This window comes from Telluria sp. B2 (assembly GCF_051789535.1).
GTDB lineage: Bacteria > Pseudomonadota > Gammaproteobacteria > Burkholderiales > Burkholderiaceae_D > Telluria.
This window is the reverse complement of record NZ_CP196525.1, coordinates 3,703,376-3,721,812: the sequence shown is the minus strand read 5'-3', so window position 1 is coordinate 3,721,812 and position 18,437 is coordinate 3,703,376. Positions and strand designations below refer to the sequence as shown.

17 protein-coding genes are annotated in these 18,437 nt (G+C 58.2%); 4 read left to right on the top strand and 13 right to left on the bottom strand.

Going from position 1 to position 18,437, the window contains the following annotated elements; all coding sequences use genetic code 11:
- Positions 1–100: 100 nt before the first annotated feature.
- The 3 genes from ACSUZJ_RS16525 to ACSUZJ_RS16515 form a co-directional block, all read right to left on the bottom strand.
- On the bottom strand, positions 101–1,165 hold the full coding sequence (locus tag ACSUZJ_RS16525) for a right-handed parallel beta-helix repeat-containing protein (RefSeq protein ID WP_499409951.1): 1,065 nt from the start codon (positions 1,163–1,165) through the stop codon (positions 101–103).
- 743 nt (positions 1,166–1,908) lie between these two features.
- Complete coding sequence (locus tag ACSUZJ_RS16520) at positions 1,909–2,793, bottom strand: SDR family oxidoreductase (protein WP_499409950.1); 885 nt, start codon at positions 2,791–2,793, stop codon at positions 1,909–1,911.
- A 69-nt stretch (positions 2,794–2,862) separates the two neighbouring features.
- Positions 2,863–4,068: an acyltransferase family protein gene (locus tag ACSUZJ_RS16515; protein WP_499409948.1), complete on the bottom strand. Its 1,206-nt coding sequence runs from the start codon at positions 4,066–4,068 to the stop codon at positions 2,863–2,865.
- An 862-nt stretch (positions 4,069–4,930) separates the two neighbouring features.
- On the opposite strand from ACSUZJ_RS16515, the gene ACSUZJ_RS16510 reads away from it, so the two are divergent.
- The 4 genes from ACSUZJ_RS16510 to ACSUZJ_RS16495 all read left to right on the top strand — a co-directional run bounded on the left by ACSUZJ_RS16510 (position 4,931) and on the right by ACSUZJ_RS16495 (position 8,750).
- Positions 4,931–6,208 carry an oligosaccharide flippase family protein gene (locus tag ACSUZJ_RS16510; RefSeq protein WP_499409947.1) on the top strand — a complete coding sequence of 426 codons (1,278 nt, stop codon included), beginning with the start codon at positions 4,931–4,933 and terminating at the stop codon, positions 6,206–6,208.
- 46 nt (positions 6,209–6,254) lie between these two features.
- Positions 6,255–7,556: a hypothetical protein gene (locus ACSUZJ_RS16505; protein ID WP_499409946.1), complete on the top strand. Its 1,302-nt coding sequence runs from the start codon at positions 6,255–6,257 to the stop codon at positions 7,554–7,556.
- A gap of 151 nt (positions 7,557–7,707) precedes the next feature.
- Complete coding sequence (locus ACSUZJ_RS16500; RefSeq protein WP_499409945.1) at positions 7,708–8,367, top strand: phosphatase PAP2 family protein; 660 nt, start codon at positions 7,708–7,710, stop codon at positions 8,365–8,367.
- 164 nt (positions 8,368–8,531) lie between these two features.
- Complete coding sequence (locus ACSUZJ_RS16495) at positions 8,532–8,750, top strand: hypothetical protein (protein WP_499409944.1); 219 nt, start codon at positions 8,532–8,534, stop codon at positions 8,748–8,750.
- Between the two features lie 25 nt (positions 8,751–8,775).
- Here ACSUZJ_RS16495 and ACSUZJ_RS16490 read toward each other — a convergent pair whose 3' ends face one another.
- The 10 genes from ACSUZJ_RS16490 to ACSUZJ_RS16445 all read right to left on the bottom strand — a co-directional run bounded on the left by ACSUZJ_RS16490 (position 8,776) and on the right by ACSUZJ_RS16445 (position 18,430).
- Positions 8,776–9,339, bottom strand: coding sequence for a sugar transferase (locus ACSUZJ_RS16490; RefSeq protein WP_499409942.1), 564 nt, complete (start codon positions 9,337–9,339; stop codon positions 8,776–8,778).
- A 134-nt stretch (positions 9,340–9,473) separates the two neighbouring features.
- A complete protein-coding gene (locus ACSUZJ_RS16485; protein WP_499409941.1) occupies positions 9,474–10,703 on the bottom strand; it encodes a glycosyltransferase family 4 protein in 1,230 nt (409 codons plus the stop codon).
- Complete coding sequence (locus tag ACSUZJ_RS16480) at positions 10,700–11,029, bottom strand: hypothetical protein (protein WP_499409939.1); 330 nt, start codon at positions 11,027–11,029, stop codon at positions 10,700–10,702. The genes ACSUZJ_RS16485 and ACSUZJ_RS16480 overlap by 4 nt, the downstream gene beginning before the upstream one ends.
- Positions 11,030–11,598: 569 nt before the next feature.
- Entirely contained in the window at positions 11,599–12,852 is a 1,254-nt protein-coding gene (locus ACSUZJ_RS16475) for a right-handed parallel beta-helix repeat-containing protein (RefSeq protein WP_499409938.1), read from the bottom strand.
- 49 nt (positions 12,853–12,901) lie between these two features.
- Complete coding sequence (locus tag ACSUZJ_RS16470; RefSeq protein ID WP_499409937.1) at positions 12,902–13,681, bottom strand: hypothetical protein; 780 nt, start codon at positions 13,679–13,681, stop codon at positions 12,902–12,904.
- The gene (locus ACSUZJ_RS16465; protein ID WP_499409936.1) at positions 13,678–14,373 is read right to left on the bottom strand and encodes a hypothetical protein; all 696 of its coding nucleotides are present in this window, start codon (positions 14,371–14,373) and stop codon (positions 13,678–13,680) included. The genes ACSUZJ_RS16470 and ACSUZJ_RS16465 overlap by 4 nt, the downstream gene beginning before the upstream one ends.
- Positions 14,345–15,475, bottom strand: coding sequence for a glycosyltransferase family 4 protein (locus tag ACSUZJ_RS16460; protein WP_499409934.1), 1,131 nt, complete (start codon positions 15,473–15,475; stop codon positions 14,345–14,347). Before ACSUZJ_RS16460 ends, ACSUZJ_RS16465 begins: the two co-directional genes overlap by 29 nt.
- 88 nt (positions 15,476–15,563) lie before the next feature.
- Positions 15,564–16,730, bottom strand: coding sequence for a DegT/DnrJ/EryC1/StrS family aminotransferase (locus ACSUZJ_RS16455; protein WP_499409933.1), 1,167 nt, complete (start codon positions 16,728–16,730; stop codon positions 15,564–15,566).
- Between the two features lie 15 nt (positions 16,731–16,745).
- Positions 16,746–17,366 (bottom strand): acyltransferase, encoded by a 621-nt coding sequence (locus ACSUZJ_RS16450; RefSeq protein WP_499409932.1) that lies wholly within the window; start codon positions 17,364–17,366, stop codon positions 16,746–16,748.
- A 2-nt stretch (positions 17,367–17,368) separates the two neighbouring features.
- Positions 17,369–18,430, bottom strand: a complete 1,062-nt coding sequence (locus tag ACSUZJ_RS16445; RefSeq protein WP_499409931.1) for a Gfo/Idh/MocA family protein — start codon at positions 18,428–18,430, stop codon at positions 17,369–17,371.
- Positions 18,431–18,437 lie beyond the last annotated feature (7 nt).

The following is an 18,437-nucleotide window of genomic DNA, read 5'->3' as shown; positions in this document are numbered from 1 at the left end:
TCGACACGAAAAAGCCCCTGCAAGCTGGGATCTTCCAGCGTGCCGGGGCTTTGTCCTTCATTCCAATCCTGGCGTCGGGCGGCGCCAGGAAAGGGGCGTCTTAGTACTCGTAAGCGCCGATGTCGTGTGCGCCGCCGCGCGGACGGGCCACGCCGGCGAAGTCGACCTTCGGTGCACGGGTCGCGGTGCCCTTGTTGATGGCAGGCGAGGTGCTCTTCAGGCGGTAGTCGCCGGTACCGTTCACCTGGTAGTTGACGAACTGCGGTTCGGCCGAGACGGTGCCGGTAACAGTGCCCTTGGCCAGGAATGCGCGGCCGGTGTTGAACACCAGGTTGTTGGCGTAGCGGTTGTTGGTGCCGACCTTGCCCATCTCGGTGATGCCGTAGCCGTTACGGTAGACGATGTTGTTGGCCACGTAGTTGTTGCTGGTGCCGGCAGCGGTGGCGCCGCTGTCGCCATGACCGATCACGATGCCCATCTTGTTGCCGAAGATGGTGTTGTTGACGAAGGTGTTCGACGTCGCGCCGTGCCAGCTGTTGATACCGACCGACGCCACGCCCGAGATGATGTTGTTCGAGACGGTGTTGTTCTGGTTGGTTACGTAAATACCCTGCACGGTGTTACAGCTCTGGGCAGCGACCCACTGGGCGCCGACGTTGCGCACCACGTTCGAATCGATGACCGCGCCGCCGCCCGGACCCCAGGCGTCGATCGCCGCGCCGCCGCTGCCGTTGCAGCCGCCAGTGACCTTCAGGTCATGCACGAAGTTGTTCGAGATGATCTCGTGGCCGCCTTCAGCCAGGATGCCGATACGGCCGGTGCCGCTGATGTCGAAGCCGACGATGTCGACGTAAGCGCCCTTCGAGTTCCAGGCCAGGCCGGTGCCCGAGAAGACGATCTTCGCGCCCCATTTCACGTCCGACTGGAAGCGGATGCGGGCGGTCGCGGTGCCGCTGCGGGTAGTGCGGATGCCGGCACTGGAAGCCGAGGGGGCCGCCACCTTATAGGTGCCGGGAGCGACGTGGATGACGTAGCCGGCGCGGGCCAGGGCGTCGGCGCGGGCGATGGTTTTCACCGGCTTGGCTTGCGTGCCCGGGTTCGAGTCCGAACCGGTCGGCGAGACGTACAGGTGACCGGTAACATTGGTCGCGCTCGGAGTCATCATGGTGCGATCCGATTTGGCCGTGCCCGTGCCGGTTGTGACGTTCGACAGGACCGCCGTCGGAGCGGGCGAGTCGTAAGCTGGTTCAACAGTGGCGCCTACTTCAGCGCCGGCCGGGAGCGTCGCGGCAGCGGCGCTTCCGGCCAAAAGGACAGTGGCGCTGGCGCACAGCAGTTGGTTGAGACGGACATTAGCTACAGCGGAAACGAATTTCTTCATTGAACTTACCCTACCTAAACATCGTGAAAGAGTAAGCTTTGAGGGCAGGAAACTTCCTAAGTTCAATGTTTTTGAAGAAAAATTTCCGCGCTTTATCAAATGCGCTAGGTTAATTTCTTTGAGGTAAAAGAAGTTGCTCTGAGTTGGCAACGGAATACGGTGATTGACCACATGGTGTGGCGCTGATCCGGCCTCGGGCGTACAAGCATGGCCGCGTAACGGGCAGGGTGAAAAGGGGGAGGATTTGAAGCGCCTGATAAGACGCTCGGGCAGGGCACAGCGTCAAAGCCGATCGCCGGGCTCCGGAGCATTACCTGGGAATGTCGCTAGCGGATACCTCGGCGGCCTCGTGCGAAAACGTAGTCGACAGGATCACGAAAAGCCGGTGAGCTCGGCATCTATAGACTGGGAGGGCACTGAAGGTCTGTTCGGAGAAAACAGCGGCTGGTATGAAAATAAGGAACGGACGCCGTGGCTAAGGACGTCACGTCACCTTTGTTACCTGTCACAACGGCTTTTCCTGGATCTCAGCGCAACAAGCCGTGCTCTTTCAAATCGTGGATCAGTAGCTGGACTCCCTGTTCAAAATCACGCGGAACGTAGTCGAAGTCCGTAATGAACGCACTCAGATCGATATTCTTGTTTTCCTGAAAACGCTGCACCTGCTCAGTAGAGATTGGGCTGATCCCCATTTTCGACAGCAGCGCTACTCCGCGGTGAACGAGTCCTGCGGGAAGGGGGACCAATCTTGCCTGCCGGCCCAGGCTGGACGCTGCACACACTATGAGCTCGCGATTCGAATAGGCCTTGCTGCCGCCGATGTTGTACGACTTGTTGTAATACTTGGGGTTAAGCAATGCCGTTTCGTAGGCTTTGACGAGGTCGTGGATCAGTACCGGTTGAATCAGGCTTTCCCCCTTTCCGATCAAGGGCATGACCGGATAACGCGCCACGGCCCGGACGAGCCGCGAGATGTTACGGTCATCCTTGTGACCGTAGATCATGGTTGGACGGATGATGGTCCAGGGGCAGCGGTAGTGTTCTTGGATATACGTCTCAGCCAGGCGCTTGCGTTCGGCGCTTTCTGAGGGCAGGCGCGTAAAGATTCCAGTCGACCCAGTAAAGACAATGTGGCGAATCGAGGCCTGGCTTCGCAGGACGGCCTGGTGTATGTGTTCCGCAAACCAGATATAGCCTGTATTCACAATGGCTTCGCAGCCTTCGAGCGATTGCGCCACTCTGTCGACATTCGATATGTCGTCCACCTGGCGCACGTCCACGTCGGAATAGGGCCCGAAATTTCGCTTACCCTGGTTGCGGACGATGGCGACTATCCGATATGAGGAATACAGCGCAGGTATCAGCCTGAATCCAACTTCCCCTGTCGCTCCGATGACTGCGATTGTCGTCATGAACTCTCCTGTGGTTCGATATCGCCTTGCTCTGCTGCCCACCGGCGCAATGCGCCACGCGCGCTTATGCTAGCGTTTGGCAGACGCGGCAGCGCGCGGAGCACCCGGCACCACGACAGGCCGTGCAACCAGCTCCTTCACGAAGCGGCGGATACGGTAGGTATGCATTTCAAACAGCAGATAGGACAAATAAGCACCGAGCAGCAAGGTCGCCAGCATGCCCAGGTACACGGCAAAGTGCAGCGGCTCGCTGGGCGACAACTGGCGCAACCCGAACTGGGTCGACGCCACATGCTTGAGCAGGAAGATCAGCGGCAGGTGCAGGACATACAGGCTGAACGAGAATTCAGCAAAAAACTTGCCGACCCGGGCCAACGGCCGCGCCAGTTTCGATGTCGGTGCGGCCTTGAACTGCAGACTGCATAACAGCATCAGAAACATCACGCTGAGGAAGAGGTCCATTCCCAGGGTGGTTTGATCGAATTTGTCATTGTCTCCGGTCAGCCGGAAGTACGCGGATGCCACGGCAAGCGGTAGCAGCCAGAGGTAACGCATGCCGGTACCGCACTCGATCCGCACGCGCGAAAATGCGACGCCGAGCAGCCAGATCGCGAAGTACAAGATGATTTCGACCGGCAGCACGACCGCCGCCAGAACGAGCGCGGCACCGCTGGCAAGACGCGTGCCGGTGCGACGCGTGGTGAACAGCAGGACCAGCAAAGGGAACAGCACGTAATACCAAGTCTCGTTGGCCAGGCTCCACAGTGCATAGTTGCCGCCGAAATCGGACAGGATCACGCGCTGCAGGCCGAGCAGATTGCCGATGAACGATAGCGCCGAAAACTCGTTGGTGGATGAGAAGTCGATGGTGTTCGGGAGGAGGACACCGGTGCCCACGCCAAACAGCAGGGTCAGCCCGAAAGTCGGGATCAACACTGTCCACAGGCGCGTTGCGCGGTCAATTGCATAGTTCGTCATGGCCCCGGGCTGCCCCATCTTGTTGAGAAGACTGCCGCCCACCAGCCACCCGCTGATAATGAAAAACACGAGCACCGCCTGGTGCGCGAAGCCGGTGGCGAAAGCAAAACCCTGGAACCAGAGAGAAGGATCCGCAAGCGTACGCAGTCCCGGATACATTTCGGCGCGCAGGTGCGCGGCGGCGACCACGAATGCGGCAAGACCGCGCATTAGTGAAATCACGATGGAATGCCAGTAATCATCGCCGAGCTGGCCATGAACCTGAAACGTCACTTTGGGCATTTTGATACTGCGCATGTTACGTCCTCGCAAAGGTTAGTCGCGTTCAGCCGCTGACACTTCCCGGAGCCGCGATTGATTACAGAAGAGAAATCATGTACTTGCTGTCAACAGGGAACTCAGTCCAAGCAAGCGGAAACGATCTAGAGCTAATCAGGTCTCATGCATTGTATTTTGGAGTTTCCTAGGCAGAGCAATACTGCAGCGGCGGACATATTGGTTGAGTTGGCGCAGTCGGAGCGTAATGAGCACCGAGGGAATTCGATTTGCTGCAGCGAGCCAGGAAAGACTAATCGGGAATATCCATGCTACGGATAGCCATGTTGGAAATATCCCCGTGTTCACTCGACGATATCAATTAGCCGAGGCTATACATTGAAATTACGCAAACGATTTTTGATAATGGTTCGGATCGCTTGGTAGCCAAGGGCACTCCACGCTCTTCAAATGGTGAATATTTATGTTGGAAAATAGTGAGGCTGGGAAATTTATAATCGCTTCTATTGCATCAGCCAAATGAAGCGATATGGGTGCCACGATCTATTTGTGGCCGTCCAGCGTTAGCCAGCGCAAATTCGTTCGGCTTCCTAGTCGCAGAGGCCGCTTTCAGGGCGGCAATACTTCGTTCTGCTGCAGCGTTGCGCCGTCCGCAACACAGCGCCTGCCCAGGCGCTTATTTCAGGCGCGCTAAATGCAATATGGAAAGCTCGCTAAAGAGGCAGCAGAGTGAGCATTGATGCTCATCAATCCAAGGATCCTTAAAAACAAGACAATCTAACGGCGGTTGGCAGGCGTTCAATTTCTCAAGAATGCAGCGGAGCATATTTCAAAGAACTGCTTGCGAAAGTTTCCTTGGCATAAATTTCTACAGAGAGTGAATATGCTTGCGACTGTACCTGTGTTTTGGAAACATGCTGCTACTGTTCTCACCGGCACCGTCGTAGCGCAAGCCTTGCCCCTGTTGATTGCACCACTCATTACACGACTGGCGACGCCGGCAGATATGGGGGCGTTCAGTATCTGGTTGGGCGTCATTGCCATCGCCTCCACCGTTGCAAGCCTGCGGCTGGAAGCCGCGATGATCCTCGACCATGACCCAAGCGCCCAGCAGACCTGTTTCAGTGTTGTGGCCTATTTCTCGACTCTGCTTGCGATTGTGATTACGCTCTGTGCGGTTCTGGCACGCATAGGGGGCATTCCGCAGGCGCAAAACATGTCGTGGTTTGGCTTGCTGACCATTGGGATCGGCACCTGGCTGACTGCCTACAGCCATATGGCGAGCGCGTATGCAACCTCCTACCGTGCCTTTGGAAAGGCAGCCCTCGTCAAGGTATTCGGTGCGGGAGCGATCGCTCTGGGTCAACTGATCCTGCTGTTGATCGGTGTAGGCGGAACGGCTCTATTGGCTGGACAATTGATCGGGCTCGTAGCCGGTATGGCCGCAGCAATTATCCTGCTTGCACCGCCGCGCGCCAGTATTGGCATCAAGCTCAGCAATGCACAACGCAAGTACCTCGCAAAGCATCAGTCCTTCTGGCGTTTCTCGCTGCCAGCTGGTTTGCTCAACATGGCAGCCGGAAAATTTCCATTGTTTTTGATTGGTGCGAAATACGGATTTGTGGCGGCAGGCTGGTTTGCCTTGACCGAACGAATATTGACGGCCCCCATCTCGCTGCTTGCGGCCTCTGTGCTGGAAGTCTTCAAGCGCCAGGCAGTGCATGAATTCCAGACGCTTGGAAATTGCAAGAAAGCATACCGAAGCACCTTCAAGGCGCTCGTCCTCCTTGGTTTCGGCCCTGCCTTGTTTATCTTCCTGTTTGCACCAGACCTTTGCGCATGGGTATTTGGCGAACCGTGGCGCGGCGCGGGGGAGTTCGCGCGAATCCTTGCGCCGCTGTATTACTTTAATTTTGTTGCCAGTCCTCTGAGTTATGTGTTCTTCGTTGCAGGCAAGCAAAAAATAGAATTTGTCTGGCAAATTGCCTTGTTCATTACCACGATCTCCGTCTTCCTCGCTCCGCTTTCGCTGACGCAAGTTCTCTGGAACTATACGATCAGTTATTCGCTGCTCTACGTGGTCTATCTGTATATGTCCCATCGGTTCGCGCAGAATCGCGAGGGAGTACGTGATCAGGTGCAGCACTCCACTACTGAGTGACCACAGTTCATCAGGTAACGCACCGGTACGCCGTGGCCAATAAATCATGCATGCCATAGATCTTCATCCGAACCGAGCGATGGCGTCACCGAAGGTGAAGTTCATCATTCATCTGGCGTTCCTGTTGTTGTTCCCAGGATTTTTTTTCTACCATACTTTGCTTGGGCTTGGGATAATTGGTGCCGTTCTGGGTGGCTACTTCTCCCCGGTCGCTTTCTTGTTTACATTGCCTTTTGTGTGGATTTATCTTATTGCGGTAAAAAGAGATAACAAGTATTTCCTCGATCTGGACTTTTATTTCATCCTGTATTTGGCCTATTGCTCTCTCGTGCTTGCCGCGAATTTTGCAAGCGGGGCCAACAAGGGGATCCTGGTAAGATACGTGGCGGCCCTGATTTTTTGTGTAGATACCTATATCATCTTCAGGATGATCGATTTTAAAGACAAGATTTTCATCGTCTTTGCTGCGGTATCGTTGATCCTGATGTCGGCAATTACGTTTTATTTTTCAATCGACGGCTTCTTCTATTTGCGCTCACTGGACGAGGCGACCAACCCGGAAAGCCTTGCCACCTATCAGGGGTTTGCGCGCTCCTACATCTATACATTTTTGATCGTGATTGCGGTCGTTAAATTCATTGGTGTGCGAATCCTGCTCTACGGACTGGCAATTGCTACCTTGTTTCTTAATGGCGCCCGTAGCGAATTCTCTGCCGTGCTGTTCGTGGTTCCGATCATCGAACTGTATTACGCGAAAAATAAATTCTATTCCGTCGTCCTTGTTTTTTTTCTCCTGGCATGGATTGGCTTGAACGCCGAGGCTATCGTCGGCAGCTTGCCGGATAACCGGATACTACAGTTATTCGATTTGTCGCATTCCAGTTCGGGTGTGGCTCGAGAGCAGCTGTCAAGAGAAGCATGGCATACGATTACTCAGAACCCGTTTTTCGGCGATTTTGGGAGTTACGCCGACGGTCACTATGCGCACAACATCCTGTGTGCATGGGTCGACTTCGGGTTGCTGGGCCTGCTCTTTCTATCGGCTCTATTGCTCTGGCCCGCATTGCACATGCTTGCCGATGGGTATTTCTCGAGGTCGAAATCGAGTGAATTCATGCTGGCCTTTGCGCTCGCCTGCATCACGATCCTGTGGGCGCTGACGGCGAAGAGCGTTCCCGATATGAGTGTTGGCGCCGCGCTCGGCGCATTTGCCAGGTATCGATACGAACAGGGGAGGGCCAGACGCAGGTCCCCGCGGTTTACAGGCTTGCCTGACGAAGACGCGAAACGCATTCAAGAACACTTGGTAGAAGCCCGAAGCCACGGGTGCGGCGGTGCGGCGCATTAGCGAAGGCAGTACGCCGGAGGCCGTCACGATGCACGGTCCCCGTGGGGTTTTCCAGGTGCTTTGAAGCCATGCATGTTGACTTGGCGGTGCATCGTTCGCAGCAGATGGTCCACTAGAAAGGTTGGTGCTCTACATGATGCCTTGGAAACTGATGATCGATATAGGCCACACTGCAATCGCGCTTCCTCTGGCCGCCGCGATCGCGGTATGGTTGATCACCGGACGGGCATGGAAGCTGGCGCTTTGCTGGTGTCTGATGTTCGCTGCGGGCTTGAGTCTGGTCGCATCGTCAAAAATAGCCTTCCTCGGCTGGGATACAGGCATCCGCTCACTCGACTTCAAGGCATTGAGTGGCCATGCCTTGTGTGCAACGGCCGTCCTCCCTGTTTTATTCTTCGTCACCCTGCAAGAAGCGTCACGGCCCTGGCGTACCGGCGGAGTGGTTTTCAGCATCTGTGTCAGCGTTGCCCTCTGCGTGCTTCTGGTCCATTTCGGGTTTCATACGGCGTCGGAGGTGTTGGCAAGCTCTCTGTTGGGCTTCTCTATCAGCCTGGGATATATACGCATTGCAAGAACTTTGCCCGCACCAAACCTTCATCGGTGGACGGTTCCGATGAGCTTACTTGCCTTTGCCCTGATGTTTGGCATCAAGCCATCCGCGGTCAATCACAAACTGGATGACGTTGCGCTTTACTTTTCGGGTCGGGACCATCCTTATAAATGGTCCGAGAAATTGGTATGCAAGGTCCATAACCCGGCCAACCCTGTGGACAGGTGGAGGGGCGACAAGCACATCGAAGAGGCACAGTAAAGTGAGGCCGGCTTCATGGTACGAACGACGAGGTTCAAGCGCGCCCACGGCAGCACGTCGTTTCCGATAATGGAGCGGATCTGCAGTGCAGCGGAAGTCATTGACAGCATCGGCGCAACGATCTGTTCCTGATTCCGTGCCGCGTATCGGTAGCAGGAGAAACCATGCAGCTGCCGGTGTTCCAAACCTTTCGTTTGACGCATTCCCGCGCGCTCAGGGAGATGATGAGCGGCGCGCCACGCGCGCGATCGAGGGATTCGGCTGACCGATGGGCGCTGTCGAAGACCTGCGTTGGCGGGAAATGTCAGTGCGTGATTTCAGACCCGGGCATCGACGGCACCAGGACCGGACCGTCGCGCATGGATGAGAACGAACTGCCGTGATAAGCCCTTTGCCGGGCGGCCCGGCTCAATGGGTAATGCCGTCGCGGCGCACCACCTTCAGGATGGTCAGAAGGATGATTTTTAAGTCGAAGGCCAGGGATTGGCGGCGCAGGTAATACACGTCCAGTTCCACTTTTTCCGGTATCGGCAATTCGTCCCTGCCGTTGATCTGTGCCCAGCCGGTCAGGCCCGGGCGGATCACATGGACGCCTTTCTCGGTGCGCATCTGAATCAGGTTGTCCTGGTTGAACAAGGCCGGCCGCGGACCGACGACACTCATTTCGCCACGCAGGATGCACCACAACTGCGGTAATTCATCCAGGCTGGACTTGCGCAGGAAGCCGCCGATCGGTGTCAGGCATTGGTCGGGATTCTGGAGGAGGTGGGTCGCGACCACCTGGGTACCCACCCGCATCGTGCGCAGCTTTGGCATCGAAAAAATGACGTTATGCCGGCCGACCCGGTTCGACCAATACAGTGCCGGTCCTTCCGAGGTCAGCTTTACCAACAGGGCGACGATGATCAACGGGACAATAAAAATAATCGAAGCAAGCAACCCGAGAAACAAGTCGAAGAAGCGCTTTACCATTCTTCATCCTTTCGATCTGAGTTTCAAAGGACAACCATTTGTTGTGCACAGGCTGTACGCCGGCAGTCGAATGTCATCGTCCGGGACTTTGGTACAGGCATAGGTGCCGACTCCATGACTGGCTCGGCCTGTTATCAGGAACAGGCAGCAAGGAAGCGTCGACCCAGCACCGGATAGGTGAGGTTCTCGAGCACGAAGGCCTTGCCCCGTTCTCCCATCGCGCGACGCTCGTCGGCAGGGAGCGCCAGCAGGGTCCGGATTCCCTCGACCACCGCCCTGGGGTTGTCAGGCTCGATGGTCAAGCCGCAACCGGCTTCGCGCACCGGATCATTCCCTGCCTCTACCGCATGCAAGACGGGACATGCCGCCATCATGTAGTCCATCAGTTTGTTTGGAGCGATTCCAAAGCGATACAGCGGATGCCGGTGCCAGCCGATGTAGGCAATGTCGAAGTGAGTCAGCAAGGAAGGGACACGGCTTTTCTCGACGGGATCGAGAAAATAGATGTTGTCCAGATTTTCGCGGGATGCGCGCTCCTGCAGGCTCGCCTTGCTCGGGCCACCGCCGACCAGCACAAAGGCGACCTTCTCGCCCTGCATCAGCCTGGCCGCGTCAAGCATATTGTCGAGTGCATTCGACACCCCGTGGGTGCCCGCATAGCCGACGATGGCGCTGCCCTGCGCGCGCAGGCGGCCGAGCGTGGCGCCAACTTCGTCCGGTAAGTCGGGACGGTCTGTCAGCCATTCGCCCGGATCGATTCCGTTGGGTACGAAATGCAATTTCTCAGGCGCCAGGCCGCGCGACATCATGTATTCGCGTACCTTGGGGAGCATCGACACTACCCGGTCGGCATGGCGGTATGCATAGTCCTCGGCTTGCTGGACCAACATGATAAAAGGATGCCATTTTGACATCCCTCCGAGTTCCATCGGGGAGAGTGGCCACAGGTCGTGCACCTCGAACAGTAGTTTTGCTTTGGCCAGCCGTGCAATGCGGTGGGCCGGCCAGATATCCATCGGATAGGTGCTCGACGCGATTACCACGTCCGGTTTGTACGCCCGCGCTATATCTTTGCTCTCGAGGTACAGGGCGGTTACGAAGGCGCTCATATTCCTGACCCGCCCGATGCCATTCCCGTTATACGGCGGCGTGCGATACCAGCTGTATTCCACGCCGTCGATGGTTTCGTCGAGGCGCGCCTTGCCTGCCAGGTCGGGCTGCCGGGCCCGAATGTGCGAGCGGTCCGCAGCAAGGATGCGAACACGGTGTCCGGCGCGCACCCATTCGCGAGCCAGATAGTAAGGGCGGTATGCCATGCCGTGGCGTGGCGAGCCGGCGTAATGATTGATCAACAGGATATTCATTCGACTCGCTCCAGATACTTGGGAAAAAGACTCACACCTGGCGCGAATGCGCACAGGCTATGCCAAAACAAATCGCTGGCCGCATCCTCGCCTTCAGGGAAAAGGGTGATCGTCGCTTCATACCGTCTTGCCATTGCCAATGACAGGCCCGCAACCATCGTGATGGGAAACGCGAGCACGCTCGATCGATGAAGTGAATATAAAGCTGCCTGGATATGCGCCATGGTGGGCGGTGTTATCTGAACCAGGAACCTTCGGCTGGCCAGTGTGAACAGGCAGCGCCTGCATTTGCTTTCATAAAATACAGAGGTAACGACCTTAAGCATAAGACGCCCCTTCATACTCTTTTGATCCGCCTGCATGCTCAGCACCCTCCACAAGGCAGGAAAGGGTGGACGGCAAGCGTTGCGAAAAAAGGGAAATGGTCTGCAGAAAGGCAGGCGCATAAAATATACTTGTCTTGCATGTCGGCCATGCCAGCCTGTTTTCAATACACCTTACCTCGAGGGCTTTTTATATCTGCTCCACGGGCCAACGCGCATAATAAATAGTCGCATAAACATGGGGTCGGCCTTTTGATGTTGACGAGATGCGCAGGGATTATTTCCCCTTATGACGTAGTGGGGGCCTCGCAGTCGTTCCGGATCGATCATGTTTGGCGCGCCTGGTAAAGCTGCATGGCAGTGTTATATCGTCTCGCTGCACGTTCCTCCTGGTTTCGCCGAGCGTCGCGCCCTTATGCCCTGGGCATGAGAGCGTCTAATAAGGCCTTCGGGGCAAGGTGCAGCGGCGAAGACAGCAGGTCTGTACGGAGAAACGATGCAATCCAGCAATGGAGATTTGCCAGGCGCTCAAAGGTGCCGGTAGACGGTCTCACGCTTTCACGCACGCTTGCCTAATGGTCGACCTCACTTATTTCGAGCACCGGCTCCGTCGCTTTTTTCGTGGAAGGTGGCGGAAGCAGATGGCTGCTGGCGCCACGGCCGACTGCGGGAGACTTGCTTTGCAAGCGATAGTCTCCGGAGCCGTTTGGCTGATAGTTCATAAATAAGGGATCGGCAGAAATGGTTCCACTAACCGTACCCTTGACGCGCCAGTTATTTCCGTTGGAATGCACCAGGTTATCGACATAGCGGTTGTTGCCACCTACCTTGCCCATTTCGCTGATGCCGTAGGCATTGCGATAAACGATATTGTTGGCAACGTAATTATTCTGGGTGCCGACTGCCGTCGCGCCACTGTCGCCCTGCCCGATGACGATGCCCATCTTGGAATTGAAAATGGTGTTGTTGACGATTGTCGAATCCGTCGCGCCGTGCCAGCTGTTGATGCCGACCGATGCAACGCCCGAAATGATGTTGTTCGAGATGCGGTTGTTGTGGTTGGCGACATAAATGCCCTGCACGGTATTGCAGTTGCGTGACGCGAGCCATTGGCCGCCGATATTCCTGATGACATTGGAATCGATGACGGCGCCACCAACTGCGCCCCAGATATTGATGGCGGCGCCGCCACTGCCGTTGCAGCCGCCACTGACCGTAAGGTCATGGATGAAATTGTTGGTGATGTTCTCCCTGCCGCCCTCGGCCAGGATACCGATACGGCCGGTGCCGGAGATATCAAAGCCATCGATGTCCACATAAGCGCCTTTCGAGTTCCAGGCGATCCCGGTACCCGAAAAGACAATTTTCGCCCCCCATTTCACGTCGGAGACGAATTTGATGCGAGCGGAGGCCGTGCCGCTCTTCGTGGTGCGGATCCCGGCACTGCGCGCCGAGGGAGCGTTGACTTCGTAGGTGCCGGGACCCACGTGGATCGTACAGCCGGGGCGGGCTAGCGCGTCTGCACGGGCAATGGTCTTCAGGGGCTCGTCCCGCGTTCCCGGGTTGGCGTCGGAGCCCGTAGTCGCGACGTAGAGATGCTTGGTGCTGTTGCACGAGGCGAGCAGGATACACAGGCTGGCGCATAACACGCCAGGGGCGGGGGATCGAAGCCCGGCAACCCGGCGGCCGGCCATGCCGGCCTGCCTGCCAGTGCGGGCAGCGAAGGTGTGGCGCGCGCCGGCTGCAGCGTGAATGGCGGAGGCCACGCTGGCTTTGATGTGCGCAGGGCGGCCTCGTATTACGTTAAGAATCTTCTTAAGGTTCATGGGAAAATTCGTGACTGCTCCGTGGTTGTCAGCGGGCGTGGGCGTCGCCTTACCAGACCAGGCCTTCATAAAACCGGAATAAATTGTCCTTGGTGTTTTCTTTCCAGTTTGTTTCGACCTGCCGTGGATGGGTCACCAGACAGATTCTGCGATATGCGCGCAAGGCATCCGCCGGCGAAGTTGGGTAGAAGTATTGCGGGGCCGGGCGATCGGCGATGTAGATGTCGATATGATCGAGCAGGGCGCGGTCGTACGCTTCACATTCGATACCGCAGTCCTGGCGCAGCTGCGCGTCGGCGAGAATCTCGGTGTTGTTCACCTTTAAGCGCCGGTTTGCAAAATCGCCATGACTGGCCACGGTCCGCATTTTCCTGCCGAGCTGTTGTTCAACGCGCGAAAAGTTGGCGATGAAATTGGAACGGATCTCCGACATCCTGCTGCGTAGGGCGATCGGGCACCTGATCTTGTTCTTTTTGGCGTAAGTCGCCAGCTCTTCATAATGGTAGCTGGCTTCGCTTCCGTATTCTTCTATTTCGCGCATCAGGCTGAAGTCCAGGGTCGATAACCTGAAATAGAAACTGGACTGAATGCCGTACTTTTTCTCGATGTCGAACAGCTTGCGCGTGGTGCGCAGGTCGGTGTCGATGTCGTGGCGATGGACGAGAACTTTTTCCGGAAGACACCGGCCTTCGCGCACCAGGTCGAAGTAGCCGCGCACCGAGGTCTGCATGTATCCGGCCTCCTGCGCCGAACGCACTACCTCTTCGTAGCCTGGCAGCTGGGAGGGCATCAGGTAATCGCAATACAAACGGCTGAGCATCGTAGTCATTGCAGGGAATATTTCGCGCGATAAGGTTGGAAACCGAGCATTTTCTTGAACGTCCTGAGGCCCGGACTGGCACCGAAGTAGGTGTCATACATGAGGTATTGATAGCTACCTGCTTCGATCAGCTGACAAATGATTTCCGTCACCATCAAATGCATGATGCCGTCGTTGTTGCGTACGCCGATGACCCGCGTGAACGAGGCGAAATTACCGTAGAAGCCGAGTTCTCCATATGCCATCAATTTGCCTGCAGAATTCAGCACGCCGTAATACTTGAAATTGATTTCGGACTGGTAGCTGGTCTTTTTTTCCAGGTAAGCCTCATCCATCGGCCGCCCTTGGCGGATCTCGACCGAATTGTTGATTTCGTAGATATCGTCAATAAAATCATTCCTGTCTATTTCGACCACAGTGTAGCCCTTGCCTTTGGCTTTCCTGGCGTGGCGGTCCGCCGAATTGCGGCCCTTGATGTGCTGCATATACTCTTCGCGCGTACGGAATTTCGTCAAATCGACCAGGGCGGCTCCGACCGACTTGTTCGGGAAAATCTTGTACTTCGGATGCGGTTTTGTGTAATACCTGTAGTTTCTTTCGACGTTTTCCGGATTCAGATCCATATGGAATTGCAGCCGCACGACCGGCAGCCGGGCAATCGTGGTGACCTGGTCAAACAGTTGCGATAGCTTGGTTAACATGTGTGCGTGCTCCGTAGAAATCGGTCAATCTTGCTGCCTCTATGCTCCAGTTGTATTTCTCCAGTACGGCCTTGCGGCCGCGTTCGCCCATCGACTTCGCAATGTCGGGGTTGGTGACGAGATGGTCGATTGCGTTAGCGATTGCTCGAGGATCAAGCGGGTCGACGCAGATGCCGCACTGGTTGCCTTCGATGATGTCGCGCCACAGCGGAAAGTTCGAGGCGATCACCGGAATGCCGGATGACATGTACTCGAACATCTTGGTTGGCAGGGAATCAATATGGTTCGGCAGGGGAAGAAGGGTGACCATCCCCGCCACCGAGCGCGACATGACCTCGCGTACGCCGGCGCGGTCAAGGAATCCCAGGTCGCTGACATGCTGCCAGCCCGGATGTGCCCTGACTTCCGCTTCCGCTGCCGGGTCGCAAAAGCGTCCGGCCAGGTTCAGCCGCGCTCCCGACCGCAGCATCGTGCCTGCCTCTACAAGCTGGCGAATGCCGCGGATGCCGCTGATTGCACCGACATAGCACACCTCGTTGCGCTTCCTGGTCCAGGACAGGCTGTCAGCCAACTCGTCAATGATGGGGAAATTGTTGATATCCACCGTGGCAGGATTGATCTTCAGGAACGAGTCGCGGATGAAAGGCGTGGCCGTGATGATCCCGTCGAAGCGGGGGCAGGCAAAGCGTTCATAGGCGGAGAACAGCGCCGGCAGCACGCGCCGCGACACGGGGCCCAGATAAGGCTTGCCCTGCAGTTGGCGAGGAACATCCTCGTGCGAGTCGAAGATGACCGTCTTGCCCCGGCGTTTGAGCTTGAGCCCGGCGGGAATCAATTCGGGATCGTGGAAGTGATAAATATCCGCATCCAGGGCGACGGCCTTGTCGAACACCCTCCCGGTGGTCTTGAAGATCCGCTGCAGCCGGCCGGGCAGGCGGCCCACGTCCGCGATGGTGACCCCATCCAGGCGGGCGTCGCCTTTGCCGTCGGCCACCACCAACGTCACGTCGTACCCGTTTGCCGCCAGCGTGCGGCATTGCTTGATGAAGATCCTCGGATCGTTGCGCGGATGGGCAGAAGTGAGATGAACGATCCTGCACATGGTGTGCTTCCTGATAAAAAAATCAATAAACGTATCCGGCCCGCTGCCACCGGCAACGGGCGAGCCCGATTGATCGACAGCGCCAGGGTCAGGGCAGCAGGGGGGCTGCGGCGGCCACGCTCGGCGCCTCCGCTTCCTCGTCAGCGCGGTCTCCGCCAGGCAGCGCCACCCCGGCCGCGCTCAGCAGCGTGGCTGCGACCATGTGGGCCGACTCGGCTGCCAGGTAGGGACCCATGGGCAGGCTGATCACCTTGGCCGCCATCTCGCGTGCGACCGGACAGGCATCGGGCGAAGACAGGTGGGCATACGCCGGCTGCATGTGGATTGGAACCGGGTAGTGCACCGCGGTGGGGATGCCGACCGCATGAAGGGCTGCCTGGATACGGTCGCGTTCCTCGACCACCGCCGTATATTGGGCGTACACGCTGGTACGCTCGGGCATGCGGCCGACCAGGCCGATCCGGCCCGACAGCAGGGCGTCGTAGCGGGCGGCCACCCTGGCGCGTTGTTCCAGCTCCCATTCGAAACGTTCCAGCTTGGCCAGCACGATCGCGCATTGCAGCGTATCCATGCGGCCGCCGACGCCGATACGGGTATGGACGTAGCGGCGCGACTGGCCGTGGACACGGATTTCGCGCATCGCGCTGGCGAGGCCATCGTCGCTGGTGAAGATCGCGCCGCCGTCGCCATAGCAGCCGAGCGGCTTGCTGGGGAAGAAGCTGGTGCAGCCGACGGTCGACAGGTTGCAGCTTTTCTTGCCGCGATAGGTCGCGCCAAAGCTTTGGGCCGCGTCCTCGACGACGGCGAGCCCATGGCGTGCGGCGATCGCATTGATCTCCTCCATGTCGGCCGGTTGACCGAACAGCGACACCGGCATGATCGCACGCGTGCGCGGCGTTATTTTTGCTTCGATCAGGCTGGGCGACAGGTTGCAGCTCGCCCGGTCGATGTCGACGAAGACCGGGGTGGCGCCGAGCAGGACGATGGCTTCGGCGGTGGCGATGAAGGAGAACGGGGTGGTGATGACTTCGTCGCCCGGCTTGACGCCGAGCGCCATCAACGAGATCACGAGGGCTTCGGTGCCCGACGCGACGGTAATGCAATGGCGCGCTCCGGTGTACTGGGCCAGGCGCGTCTCGAGTTCGGCCACCTCGGGTCCCATGATGTACTGACCGTGGTCGAGCACGGTCTGGATCCGCTCGTTGATCAGTTCGCGTGAGGCTTCGTATTGTGCTTTGAGGTCGATAAATTCCATGTCGAATCCGTGAGTTCAGGGTTGGGGTGCGCCGTTTTCCGTGCGCGGCACCAGCATGCAGACGCCGTCCTGCAACAGGTAGAGGTCGCCCGTGTGCGGGCAGCGCGCCTCACCGTTGCCGCCGATCCTCAGGGGCAGGCGCTCGCCGTGGCGGCTCATCCAGCCGATTTGGCGCGCCGGCACGCCGGCCATGAGGGCAAAGGCCGGCACGTCGCGGGTGACGACCGCGCCGGCGCCGACGAAGGCATATTCGCCGACCGTCACGCCGCAGACGATGGTGGCGTTGGCGCCGATCGTCGCCCCACGCCTGACCAGGGTGCGGCGGTACTCGCTCTTGCGCTCCACCGCCGCGCGCGGATTGTGGACGTTGGTAAACACCATGCTGGGGCCGCAGAACACGTCGTCCTCCAGCGTAACCGCGTCGTAGACGGAGACGTTGTTCTGGATCTTGACCCGGTTGCCGATCTGTACGTCGTTGCCGATGAAGACATTCTGGCCGAGCGAGCAGGCGGCGCCGATGCGCGCGCCGCCGCAGACGTGGGCGAAATGCCAGACGCGGGTGCCGGGTCCCAGGGTGGCGCCGGCGTCGACGATGGCGCTGGCGTGGATCTGCCCTTCGAGGCTGTGCCGGTCCATGATCAGTACTCCAGCGGCAGCGCGACACGCTTGCCGTCGCGCGCCGACATATAGGCGGCCACCAGCACCTCGAGCGACTTGAGCCCTTCGCGCCCGTCGGTTTCGGGCTCGGCCTCGCCGCGCAGCACCTTGATGACGTTGTCGTAGTAGAGCGGGTGGCCGAAGCCGTAGACCGAGGTGGTCTGGTAGCTGGCTTCGTGCACCTTGTCGTCGTCCGGGTCGGGGTGGGCGAATTCCCATTGCTGCACTTCGTTCACGGCCACCCCGCCGATGCGCACCGTGCCGTGCTCGCCGAGGATGGTGATCGAGCCTTCCAGGTTGCGCGGATAGGTAAGCATGGTGACATTCATGGAGCCGAGCGCACCATTGCGCCAGCGCAGGCTGATGACGCCGGTGTCCTCGACCTCGATGTTACGCGCCAGCGTGGCAGTATAGGCCTGCAGGCTTTCGACAGGACCGACGATCCAGTCGATCAGGTCGACATAGTGGCTGGCCTGGTTCATGAAGGCGCCGCCGTCGAATTCCCAGGTGCCGCGCCATTTGGCGCTGTTGTAGTACTCGTCGGGCCGGGTCCAGAACACGTTCAGGTTCACCATGTAGATGCGGCCGAAGCGCTTTTTCTCGACGGCGTTCTTGAGCAGCTGGAGGGTGGCGTTGCGCCGGTTCTGCTTGACCACGAACAGGCGCACGCCGGCGGCGTCGGCCGCGGTGACCATGCGTTTGCCGTCCTCCCAGCGGGTGGCCATCGGTTTCTCGGTGATCACGTGGCGTCCGGCGTTCGCGATCCGGACCGCCTGTTCGGGATGCAGGCCGGACGGGGTAGTGACGATGAAGGCGTCGGCGTCGCAGCGGTCGAGCATGGCGTCGAGGCTGGTGTAGGCCTCGGCGCCGGTCTTGTCGGCGGCCTGGGCAAGGGCGCGCGGGTCGATGTCGCACACGCCGACCAGTTCGCAGCGGTCGCGGTGCTCACGAATGGCGCCGAAGTGGTTGTTGGCAATGCGGCCGCAGCCCACCAGGGCAAAGCGGATCTTGCGGTCGAGGATGGCAGGGGGATAGTTGCGCATGATCTTC

Bases quoted from the DNA above. Each gene is read 5' to 3' on its own strand.
- ACSUZJ_RS16525 (WP_499409951.1), bottom strand. From the start codon at position 1,165: ATGATGACTCCGAGCGCGACCAATGTTACCGGTCACCTGTACGTCTCG.
- ACSUZJ_RS16505 (WP_499409946.1), top strand. From the start codon at position 6,255: ATGCATGCCATAGATCTTCATCCGAACCGAGCGATGGCGTCACCGAAG.
- ACSUZJ_RS16445 (WP_499409931.1), bottom strand. From the start codon at position 18,430: ATGCGCAACTATCCCCCTGCCATCCTCGACCGCAAGATCCGCTTTGCC.
- ACSUZJ_RS16500 (WP_499409945.1), top strand. From the start codon at position 7,708: ATGATCGATATAGGCCACACTGCAATCGCGCTTCCTCTGGCCGCCGCG.
- ACSUZJ_RS16520 (WP_499409950.1), bottom strand. From the start codon at position 2,793: ATGACGACAATCGCAGTCATCGGAGCGACAGGGGAAGTTGGATTCAGG.
- ACSUZJ_RS16510 (WP_499409947.1), top strand. From the start codon at position 4,931: ATGCTTGCGACTGTACCTGTGTTTTGGAAACATGCTGCTACTGTTCTC.
- ACSUZJ_RS16455 (WP_499409933.1), bottom strand. From the start codon at position 16,730: ATGGAATTTATCGACCTCAAAGCACAATACGAAGCCTCACGCGAACTG.
- ACSUZJ_RS16470 (WP_499409937.1), bottom strand. From the start codon at position 13,681: ATGACTACGATGCTCAGCCGTTTGTATTGCGATTACCTGATGCCCTCC.
- ACSUZJ_RS16460 (WP_499409934.1), bottom strand. From the start codon at position 15,475: ATGTGCAGGATCGTTCATCTCACTTCTGCCCATCCGCGCAACGATCCG.
- ACSUZJ_RS16475 (WP_499409938.1), bottom strand. From the start codon at position 12,852: ATGAACCTTAAGAAGATTCTTAACGTAATACGAGGCCGCCCTGCGCAC.
- ACSUZJ_RS16485 (WP_499409941.1), bottom strand. From the start codon at position 10,703: ATGAATATCCTGTTGATCAATCATTACGCCGGCTCGCCACGCCACGGC.
- ACSUZJ_RS16495 (WP_499409944.1), top strand. From the start codon at position 8,532: ATGCAGCTGCCGGTGTTCCAAACCTTTCGTTTGACGCATTCCCGCGCG.
- ACSUZJ_RS16515 (WP_499409948.1), bottom strand. From the start codon at position 4,068: ATGCGCAGTATCAAAATGCCCAAAGTGACGTTTCAGGTTCATGGCCAG.
- ACSUZJ_RS16480 (WP_499409939.1), bottom strand. From the start codon at position 11,029: ATGCTTAAGGTCGTTACCTCTGTATTTTATGAAAGCAAATGCAGGCGC.
- ACSUZJ_RS16465 (WP_499409936.1), bottom strand. From the start codon at position 14,373: ATGTTAACCAAGCTATCGCAACTGTTTGACCAGGTCACCACGATTGCC.
- ACSUZJ_RS16490 (WP_499409942.1), bottom strand. From the start codon at position 9,339: ATGGTAAAGCGCTTCTTCGACTTGTTTCTCGGGTTGCTTGCTTCGATT.
- ACSUZJ_RS16450 (WP_499409932.1), bottom strand. From the start codon at position 17,366: ATGGACCGGCACAGCCTCGAAGGGCAGATCCACGCCAGCGCCATCGTC.